This is a genomic window from Deinococcus aquaedulcis (genome assembly GCF_019693445.1).
In the GTDB taxonomy this organism is placed as follows: Bacteria; Deinococcota; Deinococci; order Deinococcales; family Deinococcaceae; genus Deinococcus; species Deinococcus aquaedulcis.
In genome coordinates, this window is record NZ_JAHRBL010000011.1 from 107,385 (window position 1) to 127,087 (window position 19,703).

Sequence of the window (19,703 nt, forward strand, 5' to 3'; positions counted from 1 at the left end):
TGACCGCTATGAGACGCTGGGCCCGCTCACCTCCTCCCCACCTCTGCTGCGCAGCTCTACGAGTCCGCCGCAAGAGCGGAGGAGAAAAACAGCGTGTTCGTCGGGCCGCTTGACGCGAACTGCCCAAATTATCCGAGCGGTGGTGTACACGGTGCCGTTCCTGGGGGACCAGGGCCCCTGATGGCCGCTTGTGGCCTTCAGCTGACCTGCGGCACACTGGGCGGCAGGAGGCCCGCCGCACCTTGTCCGATCCCATTCATCCCCACACCCTGGCCCAGCTGCAGGCAGCGTGGGCGGGGGTATGCACGGGCGGGGGACCGGCCCTGGTGGTGCTGTCGGGCGCGGCGGGCCTGGGCAAAAGCCATCTGGCGCGCGCCCTACAGGATCACGCCGCGCGCGACCCGCAGGCCGCTGCCGCGCTGGCCACGCCGCCCGCGCTGGTGGGGCCGCTGCTGCGCGCCCTGCCCGAACTGCTGACCTCACGCGACCCGGCCCTGATCGCGGCGGCCCGCCCGCACCTGGACCACCCCTGGCCCGCCGTGCTGCCGCCCCCGGCCGGGCCCAGCGACCCGGCCGCCACCCTGGCGCGCGCGGTGTCTGGCGCCCTGGGGCGGGCGCGGCCCCTGCTGCTGATCGCCGAGGACCTGCACGACCAGCCCCCCGAAGCCCGCGCCTTGCTGAACACCCTGTGGACCCGGGTGATGCTGGACAGCGCCCCGGCCCTGCTGCTGCTCACCACCCGCCCCCTGCCCGAGCACCCGGACGCCGCGCGCACAGTGGAGGACCTGGGCCGCAGCGCCCAGCTGGCCCGCGCCGCCGAGGCCAGCAGCGTGCAGCACCTCACGCTGGCGCCCCTGGACGCTGACGGGGTCGACGCCTTACTGCGCGCGGTGCTGGGCGGGCCCGCCCCGCCCGAACTGGGCGCGTGGCTGCTGGCCCACGCCGAGGGCCACCCCCTGCGCAGCGCCGAACTGTTGCGGGTACTGCGCGAACGCGGCGCCCTGCAGCGTGCCGAACACCACTGGCAGTTCACGCCGCCGCCCGCCGGGTCACTGCCCGCGTCGCTGGAAGCGGTGCTGCGCGAGCGGCTGCGCCCGGTGCAGGCCGCGCGCCCCCCCTGGGCCGCCCTGAGCGCCCTGGCGGTGCTGGACGCTCCCACGCCCCCGGCCGTCTGGCGCCGGGTGGCGGGGCTGGGCGAGGGACCCTTTGCCCAGGCCCGCGACTGGCTGCTGCACCGGGGGCTGGTGCGCCTGCCCCCAGACGCCGCCGGCTATATCTGCGCCCATCCCCTCTACCCGCCGCTGGTGCGCGCCGAGCTGGACTGGGCCGAGGTCGAGGGCCTGCACGCCCGCGCCGCCCAGGTGCCGGGCCTGGACCCGCTGGCCCGCGCTCGCCACGCCCGGCACGCCGGGCTCCCCGAAGCCCGCACCCTGACCGAACAGGCCCTGGCGCTGGCCCAGGCGCGCGCCGCCCCCCACGACGTGGTGGCCGAGGCCCGCGCCCTGCTGGACGAGGAACCAGACCACCCCGGCGCCCAGGACGCGCTGGTGGCCGCCCTGGACGCCCTGGGCGAGTGGCAGGCGGTGCTGGCCGCCACGGCGGACGACCCGGCTGCCCTGCCGCTGGCGCCGCTGGCTTTCCGGGCCCAGGCGCTGGCCGAACTGGGCCAGCTGCCCCAGGCCCTGGCGGCGGCGCGGCTGGGCCTGGGGCGGCTGGCCCCCGAAGACCAGAACGGCCGCGCCCACCTGCACCTGGAAGACGTGCTGTACCGCACCCTGCTGAACCAGGGCGAACTGGACGAGGCCGAAGCCGGCCTGCGCGCGGCCCTGGGGGTGGCCCAGGACCCCCTGCGGCGCATGGGGCTGCTGGATATCCTGTCGCGCCTGTACCAGCGCCGGGGCGACTACCACCTGTCCCTGCACCTGGGCCGCGAGGCAGCCGCGCTGCTGCTGGCTGTCCCTGCGCTGTCCGGGGCGGCGGCCGAGCGCGCGTGGCGCACCCTGAGTTCGCTGGGGGGCAGCGCCATTCACATGTCGCTGTGGGCCGAGGCCGAAACCCACCTCCGCGCCGCCCACGAGCTGCTCATGCGCCAGGGCCATGTGGCCAGCCTGATGGTCGTGGAGGGCAACCTCGCCTACCTGGCACTGATGCAAGGCGATTACCCGGCTGCCGAGGCCGGCTCGTGGCGCCAGCTGCACCGGGCGGTGGCCAGCGGCAACGCGCGGGTGGAGGGGGCCCTGCTGTGGAACCTGGGCATCTGCCGATTGTGGCGCGGCGACCCCGAACAGGCCCTGGCCCTCATGCGGCGCTCGTACGCCGCGTGGCCCAGTGTGGGGGCGGCCAATCCCAGCGACTTTGCCGAGGCCCTGGCCCTGCTGGGCCGCCTGGACGAGGCCCGCGCCGAACTGGCCCAGCCCGATCACGACTTTTACCCTGAACACCCCAATTCGCGCGCCCGCGTGTACCTGCTGCTGGGCGAGCCAGAGGGGGCCCTGCGCGAGGTGGCCCGCCTGCGCCCGGACGACGGGGTGGGCTTACAGGCCCGCGCCGCCCTGATCCGCGCCCAGGCCCACCTGCGGCGCGGCGACCCGGAGGCGGCGGGCCCGGAACTCGCCCAGGCCTTCACGCTGGCCCACGCCGTGCAGCACCGCAGCGTGCTGGGCGAACTGCTGCTCACCCGCGCGGTGTGGCGCGGGCAGTGCCCGGGAGAACAGCACGGCGAGGTCGCCGCCGACTGGCACGCCGGGCTGGCCGCGCTGCAGGAGGTGGACGGCCAGGGGCACCTGCAGTTTGTGCGCGCCTGCTTTCCGGCCCAGGTGGGCGCGCTGGACACGGCGCCCGCGCCGGGCCCTGCCCAGGCCCCCCGCGCCCGGCTGCGGCTGCTGGGTAACGTGGGTGTGGAGCAGCCCGGCGGCGCGCGCCCCTGGCGGGCGCGCAAGGTCAAGGAACTGCTGGCCCTGCTGGTGTGTGCCCACTACGGCGGCGCCCGCCCGGCCCTGGGCCGCGACGCCCTGGCCCTGGCCCTGTGGCCCGACGCCGACGAGGCCAGTGCCGAGGCCAATTTCCGCAAGACCCGCACCCGGCTGCGCGAGGCGCTGGCGGGCGCCGCCACGCTGACCCACACCCCCCAGGGCTACGTGCTTTCAGGCGTGCAGGCCGACCTGGACGAGTTTCTGGCGGCCCTGCAGGCAGGCCAGGATGCCCAAGCCGCCGCCGCCTACACCGGCCCCTTCCTGAACGATGTGGACCTGCCCGCCGCCGCCGAGCTGCGCGACACCCTGCACGCCCGCTGGCGCGCGGCGGTGCTGCGCCTGACCTACCGCGATCCCCAGGGTGGCCTGCCCCACCTGCGCCGCCTGCTGGCCCACGACCCCCTGGATCTGGACGCCACCCGCGCCCTGCTGGACACCTTTGCGCGCCTGGGCGACCACGAGGCCCACGCCCAGACCCTGCGCCGCGTGCAGACGCTGTTTCACGCCGCGCTGGGCGAGGTGCCCCCCGAACTGGCCGCCGTGGCGGGGTAGGCAAAGGCCGGCGTTGCCGCAGCGGTCAGCGGCACTCTGGGACCCAGCGCTGTGAAGGGGCAGGCTTAGCCGGCCCTGGAGCGGTTGACGAAAGAACCCCCTCACCCCTCGCTGCGGCGCAGCTCTTCGAGTCCCACGAGGGCAGAGGGTCGAGAACCCACATCAACTTCATGGCATCTGCTCTCAAGTGACGTGCTTCTCCCCCGATCGCTTGCCGTGTTCCCCTCTCCCCTGGTGGGAGAGGGAGGGAGGAGCGGAGCGACGGAAGGGTGAGGGGGCCACCGAGTGGCCCGGACTGATGTGGCCTCCATTGAGTCCCGTCTGACACGGTTTCTGTTCAAGCCGTGATCGAGTCGGGACACCGCCGGTTCGAGTTCTCGTTTCCCAGCGAAGGGTTTTTCCCCCTCGCTCGGCTCGGGTTGAACCGTTTTTGGTACGGTTCAAGCGGAATAGAAAACACACGTCCGGGCTTCCGCCCTTACCGCACGTGGCGGTACAGGCCGGCGAAGGTCACGTTCAGGCCGCCGCATTTCTGGTTGTCCTGCACCAGCAGCCACGGGCCCAGCGGCCACAGGGTCAGCGCGCAGTCGCCGTCGGCGTACAGCCAGCGCCGGGGTGAATCGGCGCGGCGCAGCGGGCCGTTCAGGTGGCCCACATTCACGCTGCCGCCCGCCGTGGGAAACACCGCGCTGCCCGTCAGGGTCAGCGCGCCCGAGGCGTCTTTTGCCTTCAGGGTCAGCCCCGCGTTGGCGTCGCGCTCCCAGGTGCCAGTTTCCAGCGCAGCAGGGAGGGGCAGGGGCTCGGTGTCGCCTGCATTCAGCGTGCCGCTGCGGCCCGCCTCGCCGGGGACATAGGTGCAGCGCCGCCCAGCCACCGCCGGGCCCTGCAGCACCAGTTCGCCGCTGCTCAGGCCCAGGGGCACCGGGGCGCCGCGCGCGTCAGTCAGGACCGCCCGCACGGCGGTGACGCGCGCGGCGCGCAGGGTCGCCGGGTTTAGGGCGCTCCAGCTCTCGGGGCAGGGAGCCGCCGTGGCCGCGCCCCGGGGCTGCGCCGCGCTCCAGGCGGCGACCAGCAGGCCCAGCAGGGGCAGGGACCGAGAGAGGCGGATCATGCGCCCAGGGTAGCGCGCCGCCGCATGAGACACCGGCCTCTGCCTGCCTCAGCGCAGCAGCGGCAGGCCAAAGCCGTGGGCCTGCACCCGCGCGCACACCCATTCAAACGCCTGCGGATCAGCCACGAAATCCAGCTGATCGCCCGGCACCCGCACCACCGGGCAGGCGTCAAAGCCCGCCACCCAGCTGTCGTACAGGCGGTTAAGGCCACCCAGGTAGTCCTCCGGGATGTCCTGCTCATAGGTGCGCCCGCGCTGGGCAATACGTTTTTTCAGGGTGGGCAGCGAGGCATCAATGTGAATCAGGAGGTCCGGCACCCGCAGCGCCGGCCGCACGCCCTCGTACAGCCCGCAATAGGTAGCCCAGTCGCGCGCTTCCATCTGCCCACTCTCAAACAGGTTGCGCGCAAAGATGTTGGCGTCTTCAAACACCGTGCGGTCCTGAATCACGTACCGCGCGCCCGTCACCAGATTCAGGTGCTGCTCCAGGCGGCGCGACAGAAAGTACACCTGCGAGTGAAAGGAGTAGCGCCGCATGTCCTGATAGAAGTCTTCCAGGTAGGGGTTCTCGGCATACGGCTCGTACACCGGCCGCAGGCCGTACCGCCCGGCCAGCATGCGCGTCAGCGTGCTCTTGCCGCTGCCGATGTTCCCGGAAATGGCGAGGTACATCAGCGCGCTCCGCGCGGGGAGGCGGGAGACGGGAAGCGGGGAGTGGGACAGGCGTGGGTTTCCTGCGGCCCGCGTACCGCGCACTGCTCCCTGTTCATCAGTCCGCCGCCTGCCCCGCGCGCAGGGCCTCGTCAATGCGGGTCAGAATGCGCGTCTCGTCGTCGGGGTTGTTCACGAAATCCAGACCCGCCGCGTCAATGGTCAGCAGCGGGTGGGGGTAGGTGCGGAAATACTCGTCGTAACGCCCGGTCAGGTCGGCGAGGTACTCGGCTTTCATGTCCTGTTCAAAAGGGCGCCCGCGCAAGGCGATGCGGCGCAGCAGTTCACCCGTGTCGGCGCGCAGGTACACCACGAGGTCCGGGGTGGGCAGCCGGGGCGAGAGGTGGGCGTACAGATCTTCGTACAGCGCGAATTCGGCGTCTTTCAGGTTCATCGCCGCAAAGATGAAATCCTTGTCGAACAGGTAGTCGCTCACCACCGAGTCGCGGTAGAGCCCCGGCTGCCACAGCGCTGAGAGCTGCTTGAAACGCGAGAGCAGAAAGAACGCTTGCACCTGAAAGGCGTAGGCCTCGGGCTGGCGGTAGAAGCTGGCCAGAAACGGATTTTCCTCCACCACTTCCAGATTCAGTTCGGCACCGTACCGCGCGGCCAGGCGCCCGGCGAGGCTCGTTTTTCCCACCCCGATGGGGCCTTCGACGACAACGTACATGACAGGCCAGAGCATAGCGCCCGCCGCCCAGGTGAAGGGTGGATGAAGGGCCTTGACAGCGGGGGAGGGGAGGGGGAGACACGAGCGTGCCCCCGCCGCGTGAGGGTCACGGGCGGGGGCAAACTTTACTCGTCTTTGGGCTTCTCTGTGGGCGGCTCGGGGGGCTTCAGGCGGCCGGCGTCGCGCGCGGCGCGGGTCAGCAGGTACTCCATCTGGGCGTTCACGCTGCGCAGGTCGTCGGCGGCCCAGCGCTCCAGCGCGGCGTACAGCTCGGGGCTGATGCGCAGGGGAAAGTTCTTGCGGCTCACGGCACTGAACTCATGGCCGGTTAGTACAGGCTGCCGGCGTTGACCACCGGCTGCGTGCCGCGCTCGCTGGTCAGCACCACCAGCAGGTTGCTCACCATCTGGGCCTTGCGCTCCTCGTCCAGCGTCACGATGTCCTGCTCCGAGAGCTGGCGCAGCGCCATTTCCACCATGCCCACGGCGCCCTGCACGATCTGGGCCCGCGCGGCGATCACGGCGCCCGCCTGCTGGCGCTGCAGCATGGCCCCGGCAATTTCGGGCGAATAGGCCAGGTGCGACAGTCGCGCTTCCAGCACCTCTACCCCGGCGTGGCGCAGGCGGGCGGCCAGTTCGCCCCCCAGGGCCTCGGCCACCTCGTCGGCGTGGGCGCGCAGGCTCATGCGGCTGTCCTCGTAGGCATCGTAGGGGTACTGGCTGGCGAGGTGGCGCAAAGCGGTTTCGGCCTGGATCGCCACAAATTCGGCGTAGTCCTCGACATCAAAGACCGCCCGCGCGGTGTCCACCACCCGCCACACGATCACGGCCGCAATCTCAATGGGGCTGCCGCCCGCGTCGTTCACCTTCAGCCGCTCACTGTTGAAGTTGCGAATCCGCAGGCTCACGCTTTTGCGCACCGTCAGCGGGTTGGTCCAGTACAGGCCGTTGCGCCGCTCGGTGCCCACGTAGCGCCCGAACAGGGTGAGGTTCATGGCCTGATTGGGCTGCACGATGAAAAAACCCGCCAGCGCGAACAGTAGTGCCGCGCCCAGCAGGACACCCGGCAGCGGAAAGCGGCCCAGCAGCACCGCCGCCGCCCCGGCCCCGAGCAGCCACAGCAGGAACATGGGCACCCCCGGAAGACCGAAGGCGGGCCGTTCCACGCTGGCCACCCCGCTGCGGGGAGAAACGCCGCCCTGGGCGGCAGGCGTGGGGGCATGTTGCAGTTCATTCATAGGCAGACCTCCGAAGAGAACTTCTATCAAAGTGATATCACTTTGATGCCGAATTTACGAGAGGGGAGAGGGCAGGAGGGGACAGTGCAGCTCCTGGTTGTCGCCTCCTGTGGTCTGACGCTGGAGGCCTGTGCTGCAGTGCGCCAGCGTGACGGCAGGTGCACTCAAGGCGCGTTTGCTAGCCCCACGGCCCCGTCTTTGTAGGGTTCGCCTCCAGGCCCTTGAAGGTGTCTGACCTCAGTCGGCCAGCTTCCGCCCTGCATCCGCTGAAGGCATGAAAGAAGGCGGCCGTTGCGTGGCCGCCTCTCTGTGGCATCGGGATCAGCGCAGGGTGCGTTTGAGCAGGGTCACTTTCACTGGCACCTGCTTCTTGTTGCGCCACACGGTCAGGGTGACGGTCTGGCCCGGGCGCTTGGCGGCCACGAGGCGAATCACGTCAAACGAGTCGCGCACGCGCTGGCCGTCTACCGCCACGATCACGTCGCCCAGGGGGGCCAGCAGCTGATCGCGGTTGTTGCGCAGGCTGCCGCGCAGGCCCGCGCGCGCCGCCGCCGAGCCTGCCGCCACCTGATCTACCAGCGCGCCTTCGGAACTGTTCAGGCCGGCCAGCTGGCGCAGGGCGGGGTCCAGGTTTTCCAGGTCCACCAGGGTGGCGCCCAGCGTGCCGCGCTGCGGCACCCCAATTTTTTCCAGGTCGTCCAGGCTCTGGCGCACCAGATCGCCGGGCAGGGCAATGCCGATCACGCCGGGCACCAGTCCATTGGGCGCGGCGTTGGCGTCGGCCACGGCCACCACCAGCCCGCGCGAATCCAGCACCGGCCCGCCGCTGTTGCCCTGCTGCAGGCTGGCGGTGGTGGTGACGTACTGTCCCACCTCGTCGGCCAGCCCGTCCTGGCGCGGAATATCGCGGGCGCTGGCGGCCACGCTGAAGATGCCAGTGCCCACAAAATTGGGAATCAGGAGGGGCGTGCCAATGGTGATCAGCTTCTGGCCCGGAATCAGGCGGGCGCTGGACCCAAAGCTGAGGGTCGCCGGCGCTGTGACCCCGGTCACGCGCAGAATGGCGATGTCAATGCCAGGGTCAATGCCTTCAAGCTTGGCGGGCACCCGCCGCCCGTTGAACAGCGTGACCGTGATGGCTTCCTGGTACTGCACCACGTGGTAATTGGTGACGATCAGGTCTTTTTTGTAGAAAAACCCGCTGCCCGTTTCGATGGGATTGTCCCCGGGCTGCAGGCGCGCGCGCTCCAGCCGGGTGTCCACCCGCACCACGGCGCGCAGCGCCTTTTGCGCCACCTCCACGGTGTTGATCTCGTCGGGCGTGACCAGACTGCGCTGGGCCGTCACGCTGCCGGTCAGGTAAGCCCCGGTCAGGGCGGCGGCCAGCAGCGCGCTCAGGCCCAGAAGGCGCGCGGCCTTCATGCGGCGTCCAGGGGGCGGCTCACTCGCTTCCGCCCCCACTGCTTTCTTTGGGACGTGAATCCGTGACATAAAAGCCGCTGCCTTTAAAGGCGATGCCGGGCCGGGCCAGCACGCGCTTGATCGGCGCGCCAGTTTCGGGGTGCGCGGTGTAGGGCTCGTCGCGCATGCTCTGCTGCAGTTCGTAGATTTCGCCGGTCTGGATGTTCTTGTACAGGTACGTGGGCATGGTCTTTCCCTTCTTCGGCCCGCGTGTGGGCGCCGTGGGTCGCGCAGGAGGGGGGCTGCCCCACCCGCGCTTTTCGCGCCCCCATCCTAGCAAGCGCCCACAGGGGCAGATGAACGGCTGTTGACCATGCCTTGGGGCCCCGCGCCCGGGACTGGCCCCTGCCGGCCGCCCGCCCTGAGCATGATTGCTGTACTCACATGAGGCTCCCTGGGCGGGTGCTATGCTGCCGGGCGGACCGTTTGGTGTCCGGTCCACACCAACCCAGGGCAGCGCAAGGCCCCCGGCAGCGGGGGAGACGAGGTGGAGGTCAGCGAAATGATCTGCGGATGCCTCCAGGTTCTTCTGGCATGCGAGCCTACCCGGTGCCCCCTCCTTTGGGGGCGCGAATCTGCGGCCATAACCCCCGTGGCAACACAGGGATAAAGCCCGGAAGCATGCACAAACCAGACACCAGTGCGGCGTGCGGTTGGCGAGTGGCCAATGGCAGATGGCGAATGGCTGTTCGGGCCTTTGCCTCTGTCCATGTGCCACCCGCCCTCCGCCCGCCACAAGGAGCCCCTATGTGCGGAATTGTTGGATACATTGGCCCCCGTCAGGCCCAGGACGTGCTGATCTCTGGGCTGGCCAAGCTGGAATACCGGGGCTACGACAGCGCCGGCATCGCCGTGTGCAGCGGCGAGCGCATTGACGTGAAGAAAAAGGCCGGCAAGCTGGCCAACCTGAACACCCTGCTCGAAGGCCAGCCGCTGACCGGCACGCTGGGTATTGGGCACACGCGCTGGGCCACCCACGGCCTGCCGAACGACACGAACGCCCACCCCCACGCCACCGAAGATGGCCGCATTGTGATCATCCACAACGGCATCATCGAGAACTACCTCTCGCTGAAAGAGGGCCTGATGAGCCGGGGCCACGAGTTCAAAAGCGAGACCGACAGCGAGGTGCTGGCCCACCTGATTGAAGAAGCCTATAGCGGCAACCTCGAAGAAGCGGTGCGCGCGGCCCTCTCGCAGGTGCGCGGCGCCTACGGCATCGTGGTGACGCACGTGGACCACCGCGAGATCGTGGCGGCCCGCACGGTGAGCCCCCTGGTGATGGGCGTGGGCGAGGGCGAGATGTTCCTGGCCAGCGACGTGCCCGCCCTGCTGGCCTACACCCGCAACATGGTGTTCCTGCACGACGGCGACATGGTCGTGCTCAGCGATGACGGCTTCCGCGTGACCGACCTTGCGGGCACCCCCCAGCAGCGCACCATTGAGCACATCGAATGGGACGCCGAGGCCGCCGAGAAGGGCGGGTACGACACCTACATGCTCAAGGAAATCTACGAGCAGCCCCAGGCCCTGACCAACACCCTGATTGGCCGCCTGCACGACGAAACCGGCGAGGTGAACCTCGACATCAATCTCGACCCCTCGTCGTTCAAGCGCATCTCGATCATTGCCTGCGGCACGGCCTTCTATGCCGGTCTGGTGGGCGAGTACCTGATCGAGCAGCTGGCGCGCATTCCCGTGGAGTGCGACGTGGCCAGCGAATACCGCTACCGCGACCCCCTGGTCTCCGAGCACACCCTGGCGATTGTGGTCAGCCAGAGCGGCGAAACCATTGACACCCTCGAAGCCCTGCGCGAGGCCAAGAAGTTTGGCGCCCGGACCCTGGGCGTGATCAACGCCAAGGGCAGCTCCATGACCCGCGAGCTGGACGACACCCTGTACATCCACGCGGGCCCGGAAATCGGCGTGGCGAGCACTAAGGCGTATACCAGCATGGTCAGCGCCTTCCTGCTGCTGGCGCTGTGGCTGGGCCGGGCGCGTGGCACCCTGAGCGCCGAGCAGGGCGCTGAACTGCTGCACGCCGCCCGCGAACTGCCCCGCCTGGTGGAAGAGGCCCTGGCCCCTGAGCGCGTGGCCCGCATCCAGGCAGTGGCCGAGAAGTACGCCATGGCCCGCGACTACCTGTTCCTGGGGCGCGGCGTGAACAGCCCCACCGCGTTTGAGGGCGCGCTGAAGCTCAAGGAGATCAGCTATATCCATGCCGAGGCCTACGCCGCCGGGGAAATGAAGCACGGGCCCATCGCCCTGATTGACGAGCATATGCCCGTGGCCGTGATTGCCACCGAAAGCCGCCTGCTGGAAAAGACGATTTCCAACGTGCAGGAGGTGCGCGCCCGCGCCGGCAAGGTGATTCTGTTCCTCAGTGACGGCGACACGGAAAACGCCCGCCACGGCGACGACGTGATCTACGTGCCCCGCGCCCACGAGATGGTGAGCCCGGTGGTGAACGCCATTGCCATGCAGCTGCTGGCCTACTTCACCGCCACCGCGCTGGGCAAGGACGTGGACAAGCCCCGCAACCTCGCCAAGAGCGTGACGGTGGAGTAAGGGCCTGTTCCTGCCTGGACCGTGAGAATCACAGCACGCCTGGAGGCAATGCCCCAGGCGTGTTGTGCTGTTTATCCAGCAGGCAGGATTTCCCCGCGTACCTCTGCATTCAGGAGCCGGGCGGTGCTCCCAGCCCGGCCTCTTCCCGCAGGTCCCGGCCGCCCCACGGGCCGCGAAGATCCAGCACGGCGAAGCGGGCGAACAGTTCCTCGCGGTACCACCCTTCGCGGTGGGTGCGGGCCATCACCTCGCGGTGCGCCGCGCCGCCGTAGGCAAAGGCCTTCATGGCCTCCGTGCTGCGCCACAGGCTGAAGGTGGCCTGATGCAGCAGCGGCACCTCGCCCATGCCCACAGCGGCGATCAGGCCTGGCATGCGGTCCAACTGGTGCTGCGAGGCCGGCACTGCCCGCCAGAACCGCACCAGCCGCGTGGGCCGAATGGCCGCGCGGGTCAGCACCGCCACTGGGCCGCTGGGGTCCGCCGCCGGGGCAGCCTGGCCTTCAAAGGGCTCGGTGCCGCCCCAGCGCCCGCGCCACCGCTCGGGGCGCAGCACAGCGGTGCAGCTCTCGGCCGCCTGCGCGCGTTCCTGGGCCCGCCAGTCGCTGGCTTCAAAGGCCTCCAGCGCCGCCCAGGACGACCACACCGCGAAGCGCGCCCAGCGCCGCAGGTCGGCACTCAGGGTCAGGGCGCTGCCCTGGCCGGTGCCCAGCAGGCGGTAAAAGCGCAGGCCCGGCACCTGCCGCAGATGCCCGTGGTCTGACCCCATGCGCGACAGCCCCTGCCGCACAGCGCGCGGGGCGTAGGTGTTCAGGGTAAGGGTGGCCACCTGCGCGGCGGCTGGCCCTGGGGGGTGCGTGGCCATGCCGGGCGCTCCTTGGGGGAATGAACTGCCCTTCAGGATAGAGAAATGTGCGGGCAGAACCCCAGGTTTCATACGGATTGCGTTCATGTCCGGGCCAGTCAGGACAGAGCTGGGGGAACGCCGTCTCTTTTTTCCTTGTTGCGGCCAGACACCGGCAGACCATAAGGAAAACGCGCGCTGCGAGGCGCTGCCCTGGCGCCCATTTGCAGGGCTGGGGTCTCCAGGGCCCTGCCGCTGGAGGGCCTGAAAGAGCCGCGCTCTGGGCTATATGCGCGCTTTATGCTGGGCCCAGCATGACAACAGGTATCCCCCGCATGGTGACCGGCCCTCTTCGGGAGGGCGCGCAGATCGTGGAGGTCTACAACGATGGTTTAGTGGTCTTCGTCTATGACGAGGCCAACGAGGCGCGTCTGCAGCAGGCGGACCCGGGCATCATCTGGGGCCACGGCGACGAGGCAGAAGACAACGCCCACCCCAGCACCCGCGCCATGCTGGAGGAAGGCGCCTTTCTGGTGTACACCCTGGCCACTGACAACCCGGTGTGCGCCGAGCTGCTGGTGGGCGCACCCCTGAGCGCCGATGAGCTGGCCCAGGGCCGCTGGCACCCGCCCCAGCGCGCCCGGCTCCGTGTGCCCAGCGGGCGCCTGTGGGTGCATTCCTACAACTCGTTGCCCATTGGCGATGGCCCGCTGGATTCCGGCTCCTGCGTCGAGGTGCCGCCGGGCGAATACGTGGCGACCCTGTACCGCAAGGACTGGGGGGCCATGGAAGAGGCGGGCCTCGTGAATCTGGAAGACCTTGAACAGGAGCACGGGGAGATCCGGGTGGTGAACGAGGTGCTGGTGCTCACGCCAGCAGGCGAGGCGGCTGCGCTGACGGAGCCGCCCTCCATCCTCTTCTACGAGGAATAAAGGCGGCGAGGCCGGGCCACTGACCCCGGCGCGCCTCTTGGCCAGCAGAAGGAGCCGAAGCGCCCGCACGCTTCGGCTCCTTTTCTGTTCTCTACAGCTTTTCTTGCTCAGAACCCAGCCAGATCCGAGGCCACGGCGTTGTTCGGCATGTTGTACACGCCCCAGGTTTCCTGGTCCATGAAGTTGTCGGGCAGGTAGGCGTAGCCGCCGTCCCCAAAGCCGCAGCTCCACGAGTTCTTGATCACGAAGTAGCCTGTGGGCAGGGTCATCTTGGCGCCCACCAGCCCGCCGATTTTCACGTCGTAGGTCTGGGTGCCGGTGTTCACGTAGCCCACCATGTGCACCCCGTGGCCACCCCGGAAGTTCTGGCCCATAAGGGCGGTGTTGGGCAGGCCGTTGGCGCCGATGGCGTCAAAGGCGCGGTCAACGCCGAACCCCAGCACCAGCTGATCGCCCCGGTCCAGCATCTGGCGCAGCATGGCGCGGCGGTAGGCGCGGGTGGCGGCCGGGTTGCCCAGGTTCAGGCCGCCCAGCGCTACCCAGACCTCGTTGCCGGCGGTGGGCCGGAAGTTAAAGGCGGCGTTTGGGGCAATGTCCCACTCGGGTTTCCAGGCGCAGTTGTTCGTGCCGTTCTGGCACACCAGCTGGGCCTGCACGGTGGTGTCGCTGCACGCCTGATTCAGGTAGTTCACGCAGGAGTTCTTGTAGGCGGTGATGGGCTGCTTCGTGTCGGCCGGCACGCGCAGGCGGCTGCGCGAGGCGTTGTACTTCCAGCGCACCTCGGTGGGAATCATGCGCTTCTTGGCAATCATGTCGTCGTAGTCGCCCCACCACGCGCCGTCGCCCAGGGTGCCGTCGTCACCGCGCATCCAGTAGTAGGCGTACTGCTCCGAGAGGTTGTAGCGGGTGGTGGTGCGCCGGGCAATCAGGCTTTCCAGCGCCGAGACATACGCAAATGCCATGCAGGTGCCGCGTGCGCCCTGGTCCTTGATGGTGGTGATCAGGCCGATGTTCGTGCCCTTCATCTGGCCGAACATGGCGTTGGTGGGGGTAAAGCGGCAGGCGCCGTCGCTGGGGTTGCTGACAAACCCGTCGCCCAGTTCCTGCCCGGGCTGCGAGGGGGTGGGGGCCTTGCCCGCCAGATTCACGATGATCGGTGTCTTGATCAGGGCGGCCACGGAAACCGTGTTGCGGGTGTCGGCCGACAGAAACTCGCGGGGCACCGGGTTTTGCTCGTTCAGCCCAAAGGATTTCAGCACGGCGGCGCGGTTCTGCGGCGCGCTGGCCTCGGCCTGGGCCACGTTCAGGGCCACGGTGTCCTGCCCGAACAGCTGCACCTCTTTCTGTTCGCCGGTACGCAGGCGCACGGTGGCGGGCACCGTCAGGCCGCGTGGCAGGGCCAGCGCCACCCGGGCGGCGTCGGCGCGCACGTCGCTGCTGGCCGAGAGGGCGCGGGTCACGTTCAGGCCGCGTGTCAGTTCGGCGTCGCGGGCCTGAATGCGCGCGGGCAGGTCCTGCAGGTTCAGCTGCAACACGTTGGGCGCCTGCAGCGTCTGCTGGAACGTGGCCGGCGCCACGCGCAGCACATTCAGGTCCAGGTTCGCAATCTTGATGGGCTGCAGTTGCAGGCCGGACAGATTGACCGTGTTCTGGGCGTGGCTGTGGCTGGTCAGGGCGGCGCTCAGGGCGAGCAGGGTGGCGGCGCGGCGAAGGCTGGTCATGGTGGTGTCCTCCTGGGGTTGGGTGAAGGCGGGGGGTGGGCTGGCTTCAGTACACGGCGCTGGGCGTTGCGTGGGCGTTGCGCGCCCGGGGCCCTGCGGTCTTTCCGTGGAGGCAGTTCATCATTCGGGGCATGATCGGCCCGTGATCAGGCCGCAGGGGGGCGTGATCGGCACCGGGGAGCCGGGTCTGGTGGAGGGTCCAGGCGGCGTAACAAAGACCAGAAGTGGCCGGAAAGATGTTGTTCCACCAGTTCTGGCCGCAGCGCGGCGAGCGCCAGAGGAGCGGCCTCTTTGTGCCCCGGAAGGAACAGGGCGCGGGCGCCCACGACCGGGCCACTGCCGGGGAACCGCGCACCCCAGACAGGACCCTGGCCGCGACGGCCTGTTGCCTTCAAGGCCAAAACGCCGCGCCTCCAGTCCGCTGGTACCGCTGCTTTTTGCCCTCACTCCCGGGTCTGCTGGCCTGCTGCAACCAGAAAAACCCCCAGGCCGGAACCTGGGGGTTGCGCGCGCTGGGAATTTTTTAGCGGTTCATGATGTGGATGGCCTGCTTGTGCACAGCCTCGGCGGCTTCCAGCACGCTTTCACCCAGTGTGGGGTGGGCGTGGATGGTCAGGGCGATGTCGCTGGCGGTGGCGGCCATTTCCAGGGCCAGTCCAGCCTCGCCCAACATGTCGCTGGCATGAGGGCCCACGATGTGCACGCCCAGCAGCAGGTCGGTGTCCTTCTCCACCACCATCTTCACGAAGCCGTCGGTCTGTTGCAGGGTCATGGCGCGGCCCGACGCCGACAGCGGGAACACGCCGGTCTTGACCTCGTAGCCCTTGTCCTTGGCTTCCTGCTCGGTCAGGCCCACCCAGGCCAGTTCGGGGCTGGTGTACACCACGCCGGGAATGGCCACGGCGTCCTGCTCGGCGGGCTTGCCAGCAATGACCTCGGCGGCCACCAGCCCTTCTTTCATGGCCTTGTGCGCCAGCATGGGGTTGCTGGCCACGTCGCCAATGGAATAGATGTGCGGCACGTTCGTGCGCTGCTGGCGGTCGGCGGGAATAAAGCCGCGCTCGTTCACGAAGACGCCCGCTGCCTGGGCGTTCAGGCCGTCGGTGCGGGGGCGGCGGCCCACGGCCACCAGCACGCGGTCAAAGACCTCGACCATCTTGGTGCCGGTCTTCACGTCTTCCAGTTCCACGTGAATACCGTCCGCCTTCTTCTCGGCCTTGTTGGCCTTGGTCTGCACGGCAATCTCGATGCCCTGCTTCTTCATAGACTTCTGGAATTCCTTGACCGCGTCGGCATCGGCGCCGGGAATGATGGTGGGCAGGAACTCGATGACCTTGACCTTGCTGCCCATGTTCGTGTACACGTGCGCGAACTCAAAGCCGATCACGCCGCCCCCCACGCACAGCATCCGGGCGGGCACGGGGTCGGGCATGACGAGGGCGCCGGTGGAGTCCACGATCTGCACCTGATCCACCTCCAGCCCCGGCAGCTTGGCCGGCTCGGAGCCGGTGGCGATGATGATGCTGCCGGCCGTAACGGTCTTGTCGCCCACCTTCACGGTGTGGTCGTCCACGAAGCTGGCCTGCCCCTGCAGGTGCGCAATCTTGTTCGCCTTGAACAGCGAGCCCACGCCGCCGGTCAGTTTCTTCACGATGCCGTCTTTCCAGCCGTTGAGCTTGGCGATATCCATCTTCTGCTCGCCAAAGGTCAGGCCGAAATCGGCGGCGTGCCGCGCGGCGGCAATCTGCTCACCCGCGTGCAGCAGCGCCTTGGTGGGAATGCAGCCCACGTTCAGGCATACGCCACCCACCGCTTCACGTTCGGCGCAGGCCACCTTCAGCCCCAGCTGCGCAGCGCGGATCGCGGCGTGGTAGCCGCCGGGCCCCGCACCGATCACAAGCACGTCGTAGTCAAAGGATTTCGTCATGCGGTCAGTCTACTGCCCCCACCACCCACCTGCCCGCATAGCTGGACGCGGCCGATTCACAATTCCGGCTGGTCAGTGGCCGGGCGCGGCGTCCAGAAAGTCCGTCACCACGCGGTTGAGCACCCACCAGCCCTGCGGGGTCGCCCTCAGGTGCTCGCCGTCCAGGGTCAGCCAGCCCCGCGCGACATTGGCCGCAAGAGGCGCCGCGTACACCCCGGCCACATCCACCCCGCTGCGCCGCGACAGCTCCGCCAGGTCCAGCCCCGCCCTGAGCCGCAGCCCCATAAACAGTGCGTCGGTGACGTAATCATGCGGGAAGATCGCTTCAGGCTCTCCCTCAGCTCCCGCCAGCCAGTCGTGCAGGTGTGGATTCGTGCGCCGGAAGGTCAGGGGGGTGTGGGGTGTGGGCAGTGGAGCAGCTTGCGCCGCCTTGTCCTGCCCTTCGCCATCCGCTCCCCTTCCATCCCCCATCAACCATCCACCATCACCACCCGGCTTCCCGTCTTCGCCGCGCAGGGCGGCCTGCGCGTTGCCGCTGTCTTGCTCAGCGCGTCTCTGCATGGGGTGGGGGTAGTGCCCCGCCCCCCCCGGCCCCAGCCCCAGGTACGTGCGGCCGTGCCAGTAGGCTAGGTTGTGCTGCGACTCCTGCCCCGGGCGGGCGTAGTTGCTGATCTCGTAGCGGGTGAAGCCGGCCGCCGTCAGCAGTTCTTCGGTGCGCTCGAAACCCCGCCGCTCGTCGTCCTCGTGCACGGTGACGCCCCGGCGGGCGAACTCGGTGCCGGGCTCAATGGTCAGGGTGTAGGCGCTCACATGGCCCACGCCCAGGGCCAGCAGGCCGTGAATATCGTCGTCCAGCGGCTGGCCCGGCACCGCCGTGATCAGGTCGCCGCTCACGCGCAGGCCGCGCGCCACCAGGGTGCGCACGGCGTCGGCGGCCTGGGCGGCGGTGTGCTGGCGGCCCAGAAAGGTCAGGGTGGGGTCGTGCAGGCTCTGCACCCCCACGCTGGCGCGGTCAAAGCCCAGGGCCTGCCAGTGGGCGGCGCGCGCCGGGCTGACGGTGCCCGGGTTCACCTCCAGAGTGTTTTCCCTGCGGCCCCAGCCCAGCCTGGTCTGCACGCTGCTCACCAGGGCCTGCAGTTCGTCGTCGCGTAGAAAACTGGGGGTGCCGCCGCCCAGATACACGGTGTCCAGGTCCACGGCGTATGTCTGCGCCAGCTGCGCGGCTTCCTCGTCCAGCCGCGCCAGATACCGCTCCACCAGCCCGGCGCGCCGGGTGAGCACGTGAAAGTCGCAGTAGGGGCAGATGGTGGGGCAAAACGGCACATGCACGTACAGGTGCCGCACCACGGGGTCGAGGCGGCTGGGGCCGGAATGGGCAGGGCTGGTGCCGGGCGAACTCACGCGCGGCAGTGTAGAGCGGCCCACGGCGCGGAACTGTTCAGCTGCAGCGCTCAGCGGCCGTGGGGCGTGCGGTCCATCCAGGCGGTCAGGGCCTGGGCCACACCCTCTGGGGCGGCCACCACCACGGGCAGCCCCAGCGAGGCCACCGCGCCTGCCGCCGCGCACTCACCCTGGGGCGCGGTCAGGCCGTCCTCGCCGCTCCACGCAGGGAAAGCGCCACCCTCGCGGTAGTGCAGGGCGTCACCCGCGACCTCGTGGTCGGGGACTGTCATAGCGGGCCCACCCGAGAGGGCCTGCGGGGCCACCACCACCACGCCCCGGGGGCGCTCCTCGCGCAGGGCGGCCAGCAGCGGGGTCAGGCCGTCGTGTACCAGCAGGGCCACGCGGCCCTTGCCATCCAGGGATTCAAGCTGGGCAGCCAGCGGCGCGGCCAGTTCGGGCGGGGCGGCCACCAGCCACCCGTGCCCCCCGGCACGCCCCTCGAACAGGGCGCGGGCGCTGCCATACACGTCAGACCAGGTGCGGGTGTGCTGCATGAGGGCAGGATAGCGGGCCCGCGCACAGGGCACACTGAAGGCATGACCCAGACCGACCCCCATCCGCTGGACGCTCCCAAACGCGATGCGGCCACCGCCGACCTGTCGGCCGTGCGCCGTGGCCTGGAGGGGCTCCCGGCCGCCCCCCTGGACCTCCACGGCTGGGCCGCCGGCGCCGAGGACACCCTGCGCGCCGTGATCGGTATGGAGCGCAAGGCCCAGATGGAGATGCGCATTGGCCTGGAAGGTCACCTGGACGGTCTGCCCCTGCGCCGCACCGCCCCACTGGCGGACATGCCCCTGCCCGACCTGCTGCGCGAACACCGCGAAGGCCGCGCCATGCTGCTGCGCGTGCTGGACCGTCTGCTGGCGGTGGGAGAGAAGACCGAGGTGCGCGCCTGGACCTACGGGGAAGAGGTGCCGCCCGCCGTGTATCTGCTGGCCCTGCGGGGGCGTCTGGAACGGTTCTCGGGGCTTATTGCCGCCCAGCGGCTCAGTCCGTGAAGCGCAGCAGATAGCCGTCTGGGTCCTGCACCAGCAGCTGGCGGACCGTGTGCAGCGTCTCTCCCTCGGCATAGGTGGCGGTGTGCAGCGGCCGGAACAGCGGATACCCGGCGCCCTGCAAGCGGGCGTGCAGCGCGTCAAGATCCGGGGCCACGATCTGAAAGTTGATGCCGCGCCCATAGGGCGGCTCCAGCAGCGCGGTCTGCCACGCCTTGTCTGGCCCAGCCTGCTCCAGCATCCACTGCACCCGGCCCAGGCTCAGGTAGGCGAAACCGGGCCGCGTGTACTGCAGGGTGAAGCCGAACAGGTGGGTATAAACCTCCACACTGCGCGGCAGGTCGCTCACCATCAGCTCTGGGACGAGCGGCGCCCACTCTGTGATCGGCACCAGTGACACAGCGTCAAGGCTCATCTCTGCACCCTACCCAGTGGGGCCTGATACAAATTTGAAGTATAGTTAGTGTATCAAAGCGATCATTCCTCTGAAGCACTTAGATGAAGACGAACTGCTGCGTCGTCAACGCCAAGCCTCAACCGCCGACGAGCGTGATCGTTGGTT

General features: G+C 69.3%; 17 protein-coding genes. 4 read left to right on the plus strand and 13 right to left on the minus strand.

Annotated elements, in window-relative coordinates; all coding sequences use genetic code 11:
- Positions 1 to 242: 242 nt before the first annotated feature.
- Entirely contained in the window at positions 243 to 3,524 is a 3,282-nt protein-coding gene (locus KMW22_RS13415) for an AAA family ATPase (protein ID WP_221090547.1), read from the plus strand.
- A 478-nt stretch (positions 3,525 to 4,002) separates the two neighbouring features.
- Here the strand turns inward: KMW22_RS13415 and KMW22_RS13420 are convergent, their stop codons facing one another.
- The 7 genes from KMW22_RS13420 to KMW22_RS13450 all read right to left on the minus strand — a co-directional run bounded on the left by KMW22_RS13420 (position 4,003) and on the right by KMW22_RS13450 (position 8,901).
- The gene (locus KMW22_RS13420; protein ID WP_221090548.1) at positions 4,003 to 4,635 is read right to left on the minus strand and encodes a hypothetical protein; all 633 of its coding nucleotides are present in this window, start codon (positions 4,633 to 4,635) and stop codon (positions 4,003 to 4,005) included.
- A gap of 48 nt (positions 4,636 to 4,683) precedes the next feature.
- On the minus strand, positions 4,684 to 5,307 hold the full coding sequence (locus KMW22_RS13425) for a deoxynucleoside kinase (RefSeq protein WP_221090549.1): 624 nt from the start codon (positions 5,305 to 5,307) through the stop codon (positions 4,684 to 4,686).
- A 97-nt stretch (positions 5,308 to 5,404) separates the two neighbouring features.
- Positions 5,405 to 6,016 (minus strand): deoxynucleoside kinase, encoded by a 612-nt coding sequence (locus KMW22_RS13430; RefSeq protein WP_221090550.1) that lies wholly within the window; start codon positions 6,014 to 6,016, stop codon positions 5,405 to 5,407.
- Between the two features lie 125 nt (positions 6,017 to 6,141).
- The gene (locus KMW22_RS13435) at positions 6,142 to 6,324 is read right to left on the minus strand and encodes a hypothetical protein (RefSeq protein ID WP_221090551.1); all 183 of its coding nucleotides are present in this window, start codon (positions 6,322 to 6,324) and stop codon (positions 6,142 to 6,144) included.
- A gap of 20 nt (positions 6,325 to 6,344) precedes the next feature.
- Complete coding sequence (locus KMW22_RS13440) at positions 6,345 to 7,253, minus strand: SPFH domain-containing protein (protein WP_221090552.1); 909 nt, start codon at positions 7,251 to 7,253, stop codon at positions 6,345 to 6,347.
- 321 nt (positions 7,254 to 7,574) lie between these two features.
- Positions 7,575 to 8,675: a S1C family serine protease gene (locus tag KMW22_RS13445; RefSeq protein WP_221090553.1), complete on the minus strand. Its 1,101-nt coding sequence runs from the start codon at positions 8,673 to 8,675 to the stop codon at positions 7,575 to 7,577.
- Between the two features lie 19 nt (positions 8,676 to 8,694).
- Positions 8,695 to 8,901: an FmdB family zinc ribbon protein gene (locus KMW22_RS13450; protein ID WP_221090554.1), complete on the minus strand. Its 207-nt coding sequence runs from the start codon at positions 8,899 to 8,901 to the stop codon at positions 8,695 to 8,697.
- 560 nt (positions 8,902 to 9,461) lie between these two features.
- Between KMW22_RS13450 and glmS the strand changes: the two genes are divergently transcribed.
- Positions 9,462 to 11,282, plus strand: coding sequence for a glutamine--fructose-6-phosphate transaminase (isomerizing) (gene glmS, locus KMW22_RS13455; protein ID WP_221090555.1), 1,821 nt, complete (start codon positions 9,462 to 9,464; stop codon positions 11,280 to 11,282).
- A 109-nt stretch (positions 11,283 to 11,391) separates the two neighbouring features.
- Here the strand turns inward: glmS and KMW22_RS13460 are convergent, their stop codons facing one another.
- A complete protein-coding gene (locus KMW22_RS13460) occupies positions 11,392 to 12,144 on the minus strand; it encodes a hypothetical protein (RefSeq protein WP_221090556.1) in 753 nt (250 codons plus the stop codon).
- Between the two features lie 293 nt (positions 12,145 to 12,437).
- On the opposite strand from KMW22_RS13460, the gene KMW22_RS13465 reads away from it, so the two are divergent.
- Positions 12,438 to 13,055 carry a hypothetical protein gene (locus KMW22_RS13465; RefSeq protein WP_221090557.1) on the plus strand — a complete coding sequence of 206 codons (618 nt, stop codon included), beginning with the start codon at positions 12,438 to 12,440 and terminating at the stop codon, positions 13,053 to 13,055.
- A gap of 107 nt (positions 13,056 to 13,162) precedes the next feature.
- Here the strand turns inward: KMW22_RS13465 and KMW22_RS13470 are convergent, their stop codons facing one another.
- The 4 genes from KMW22_RS13470 to KMW22_RS13490 all read right to left on the minus strand — a co-directional run bounded on the left by KMW22_RS13470 (position 13,163) and on the right by KMW22_RS13490 (position 18,640).
- Positions 13,163 to 14,776 carry a C1 family peptidase gene (locus KMW22_RS13470; protein WP_221090558.1) on the minus strand — a complete coding sequence of 538 codons (1,614 nt, stop codon included), beginning with the start codon at positions 14,774 to 14,776 and terminating at the stop codon, positions 13,163 to 13,165.
- A gap of 523 nt (positions 14,777 to 15,299) precedes the next feature.
- Complete coding sequence (gene lpdA / locus KMW22_RS13475) at positions 15,300 to 16,703, minus strand: dihydrolipoyl dehydrogenase (RefSeq protein ID WP_221090559.1); 1,404 nt, start codon at positions 16,701 to 16,703, stop codon at positions 15,300 to 15,302.
- Between the two features lie 72 nt (positions 16,704 to 16,775).
- On the minus strand, positions 16,776 to 18,104 hold the full coding sequence (gene hemW / locus KMW22_RS19395) for a radical SAM family heme chaperone HemW (RefSeq protein ID WP_328774703.1): 1,329 nt from the start codon (positions 18,102 to 18,104) through the stop codon (positions 16,776 to 16,778).
- Between the two features lie 50 nt (positions 18,105 to 18,154).
- Positions 18,155 to 18,640: a hypothetical protein gene (locus KMW22_RS13490; RefSeq protein ID WP_221090560.1), complete on the minus strand. Its 486-nt coding sequence runs from the start codon at positions 18,638 to 18,640 to the stop codon at positions 18,155 to 18,157.
- A 42-nt stretch (positions 18,641 to 18,682) separates the two neighbouring features.
- Here KMW22_RS13490 and KMW22_RS13495 point away from each other — a divergent pair, with 42 nt between their 5' ends.
- The gene (locus tag KMW22_RS13495; RefSeq protein ID WP_221090561.1) at positions 18,683 to 19,144 is read left to right on the plus strand and encodes a hypothetical protein; all 462 of its coding nucleotides are present in this window, start codon (positions 18,683 to 18,685) and stop codon (positions 19,142 to 19,144) included.
- Here KMW22_RS13495 and KMW22_RS13500 read toward each other — a convergent pair.
- The gene (locus KMW22_RS13500) at positions 19,134 to 19,556 is read right to left on the minus strand and encodes a bleomycin resistance protein (RefSeq protein ID WP_221090562.1); all 423 of its coding nucleotides are present in this window, start codon (positions 19,554 to 19,556) and stop codon (positions 19,134 to 19,136) included. The genes KMW22_RS13495 and KMW22_RS13500 overlap by 11 nt on opposite strands.
- Between the last annotated feature and the right edge of the window lie 147 nt (positions 19,557 to 19,703).

Excerpts from the sequence above, each read along its gene's own strand:
- KMW22_RS13420 (WP_221090548.1), bottom strand. The coding sequence starts at position 4,635 with ATGATCCGCCTCTCTCGGTCCCTGCCCCTGCTGGGCCTGCTGGTCGCC.
- KMW22_RS13425 (WP_221090549.1), bottom strand. The coding sequence starts at position 5,307 with ATGTACCTCGCCATTTCCGGGAACATCGGCAGCGGCAAGAGCACGCTG.
- KMW22_RS13430 (WP_221090550.1), bottom strand. The coding sequence starts at position 6,016 with ATGTACGTTGTCGTCGAAGGCCCCATCGGGGTGGGAAAAACGAGCCTC.
- KMW22_RS13440 (WP_221090552.1), bottom strand. The coding sequence starts at position 7,253 with ATGAATGAACTGCAACATGCCCCCACGCCTGCCGCCCAGGGCGGCGTT.
- KMW22_RS13445 (WP_221090553.1), bottom strand. The coding sequence starts at position 8,675 with ATGAAGGCCGCGCGCCTTCTGGGCCTGAGCGCGCTGCTGGCCGCCGCC.
- KMW22_RS13450 (WP_221090554.1), bottom strand. The coding sequence starts at position 8,901 with ATGCCCACGTACCTGTACAAGAACATCCAGACCGGCGAAATCTACGAA.
- glmS (WP_221090555.1), top strand. The coding sequence starts at position 9,462 with ATGTGCGGAATTGTTGGATACATTGGCCCCCGTCAGGCCCAGGACGTG.
- KMW22_RS13460 (WP_221090556.1), bottom strand. The coding sequence starts at position 12,144 with ATGGCCACGCACCCCCCAGGGCCAGCCGCCGCGCAGGTGGCCACCCTT.
- KMW22_RS13465 (WP_221090557.1), top strand. The coding sequence starts at position 12,438 with ATGACAACAGGTATCCCCCGCATGGTGACCGGCCCTCTTCGGGAGGGC.
- KMW22_RS13470 (WP_221090558.1), bottom strand. The coding sequence starts at position 14,776 with ATGACCAGCCTTCGCCGCGCCGCCACCCTGCTCGCCCTGAGCGCCGCC.
- lpdA (WP_221090559.1), bottom strand. The coding sequence starts at position 16,703 with ATGACGAAATCCTTTGACTACGACGTGCTTGTGATCGGTGCGGGGCCC.
- KMW22_RS13490 (WP_221090560.1), bottom strand. The coding sequence starts at position 18,640 with ATGCAGCACACCCGCACCTGGTCTGACGTGTATGGCAGCGCCCGCGCC.
- KMW22_RS13495 (WP_221090561.1), top strand. The coding sequence starts at position 18,683 with ATGACCCAGACCGACCCCCATCCGCTGGACGCTCCCAAACGCGATGCG.
- KMW22_RS13500 (WP_221090562.1), bottom strand. The coding sequence starts at position 19,556 with ATGAGCCTTGACGCTGTGTCACTGGTGCCGATCACAGAGTGGGCGCCG.